We start from the raw sequence: 2199 nt of genomic DNA, 5'->3' as shown, positions 1-2199 counted from the left end.
TACGGATATGGGTTGATTTACATTCTGGGCAGTGCATAAATTATCCCTCCTGTTCATACTCTAACTCAGCAACGCCCTTTAAAAGATAAGACTTGTATCGTTGACTTTTTTTTGGAAATGATTAAACCGCAGAGGTCACAGAGGGCGCAGAGGAAGAGAAAAGAGAGATGAATAATGCCGATACCCACAGGTTTTATATTACGCACGCGGGGCAAAATAACCGTTTATGCGTCAAATTTTATCGGAGAAATCTAGAAGTTTTCGGATAAACTGGTTTGTTTTTCATAAGCTATAAAAGCTTTAAAAGACTCGGGTTTCAACGCTCGAACTCAGGCATCGCATAAATGGGTGTTTTGGCTCTCACCGTTAGCCGATGCGCTGGCATTTTTGCAAATATTAGAGAACAAATAACGCACTTACAGCAGCGCAAGATCCTTAAAGCAACGGCGCGTTAACTCGATTCTTGCAGCTCCGTCATTATTGTTGCGGATGTCAATGTTTGTAGCAAAAAAGTAAACATTTTTATCCTTTTCTAAATAACCTACATACCAGCCAAGTTGAGGCTTTGTTTGTTCTCCAAAATTTGCCCAGCCTGTTTTGGCTCTAATTGTGTAATCGGGAGTTTGTTCAACAATTATGATGTCTTTCACCAGAGACAGCGAGCGCTCAGAAAAGGGTAAGTCATTTTTGTAGAGACGGCGGAGAAATTGAATTTGCTTGTTGGGTGTGATTCGCAGTTGTCCCTCTAACCAGAATTTGTCAATATCGTCTTTGTTACCGATTTTTTGGTTGCCATAACCGACTTTAGCTACCCATTTTTGCATTTGCTCGTGTCCGACTCGGCGGGCGAGAACTTGGTAAAACCAAACTGCGGAAAGTTTTATGGCTTCTCTCATATTCAAGTCTCGATTCCATGCGGGAATTTGCCTTTGAATTCCATCCCAAGTTAGCACGGCAAGCTCATCTGAAATCACTCCTGTTTCTAAGGAAATCAGAGAGTTGAGAATCTTAAATGTAGATGCAGGTAAAAAAGCTGTAGCGTTACGCTGCGGGTTGTGTTGATAAAGCCGCTCTCTATTTAAATCGTAAATCGCGATCGAGCCTTCCACTCCTAGTTCTTGAAAGTGGCGTCCAAAATTCATTGTCTCAGTAACATCTCCTCCCCGTTGTGGAGATTCTTGCACTGGAGGTGGCACGGTTAATGCTGATTTCGGTGGCTGAACTAAAATAAAAGTGATGCAGCCTAATACAATTAAAATAACAGCGATCGCACGATATATTCGGTTCATAAACTTCGATAATTTAGCCAAATCACAGGCATTAATGTCACAGGGGCGATCGACTTGTAAGGTGCGTCTGACTTACGCTGTGTAAGAAACAACAAAGGTTTGCCTCTGACGCACCCTACTATATATGTGCCGTATAATTTCTCACCTACACAACTGCCATAATAGTTAACGCGACCAAACAGCTTAACTGAATTACTAAGCTGAACAACCGAAACTTTGGATCGAGACCAGCGATGTGAATCGCTGAATGTACCAGCCGAAATAGAATGTACACAACAATCAGCAAATCTACTGCTGTTCCTGAAACACCCCTAACTGTTAGAAGAAAAACAACTCCCAAATACAAAGGCAGGTTTTCTATCAAGTTGGATTGTACTCGAAATAGTCGCCACAGCAAACTGTCATCGTTTTGTGTGCCGAAATCTTTGGGAGATCCGCCTGCAGATAGATGCCGAATCCTGACTGCTAGCAAGAGGATAACGACTGCGATCGTCCACAGGATGAAAATTGTTAAACCCCAGAGAGGGAAAGTCATATTTGTCGGTTCAATTTGCATCATCTTTCTACCTTGCGAAACTGCTGCTAAGACTTTAGGAAAGTTATCTATCAACACTCTTCTGGCGTTCTCATTTTTAGCTAAAACAGCTTGAGGATGCTTCTATTCTGAGTGGTTTCCGAAATGAATAGATCGCCCACCAAGCTCAAAGTAGCATCTAACTGAGATATTGCACCATTCTCAATAAGCTTTTTATGAACAGGCTTTCCGGCCTGTTCCACAAAGAGTGAATTTTCTTGTGGAACAGGCCGGAAAGCCTGTTCTTGACAATGGTGCAAGATAAGTAGCTAGACAAAATTAATTACATAGTTTTCTCCAAATTCTTTCAGGATTTTTTCCACAGAGGTAACAAAA

The 2199-nt window shown here is 41.7% G+C and carries 2 protein-coding genes; both read right to left on the bottom strand.

Annotated features, from left to right (window positions below):
- Positions 1-416: 416 nt before the first annotated feature.
- Positions 417-1289, bottom strand: a complete 873-nt coding sequence (blaOXA, locus tag QUA24_RS27095; protein ID WP_333233504.1) for a class D beta-lactamase — start codon at positions 1287-1289, stop codon at positions 417-419.
- Positions 1290-1434: 145 nt separating this feature from the next.
- A complete protein-coding gene (locus QUA24_RS27090) occupies positions 1435-1848 on the bottom strand; it encodes an MAPEG family protein (protein WP_333233502.1) in 414 nt (137 codons plus the stop codon).
- Positions 1849-2199 lie beyond the last annotated feature (351 nt).

It is taken from the genome of Microcoleus sp. Pol12B5 (assembly GCF_036701335.1).
In the GTDB taxonomy this organism is placed as follows: domain Bacteria; phylum Cyanobacteriota; class Cyanobacteriia; order Cyanobacteriales; family Microcoleaceae; genus Microcoleus.
The sequence above is the reverse complement of the archived record's forward strand: the minus strand, read 5'-3'. Positions and strand labels throughout refer to the sequence as shown.

Excerpts from the sequence above, each read along its gene's own strand:
- QUA24_RS27090 (WP_333233502.1), bottom strand. The coding sequence starts at position 1,848 with ATGATGCAAATTGAACCGACAAATATGACTTTCCCTCTCTGGGGTTTA.
- blaOXA (WP_333233504.1), bottom strand. The coding sequence starts at position 1,289 with ATGAACCGAATATATCGTGCGATCGCTGTTATTTTAATTGTATTAGGC.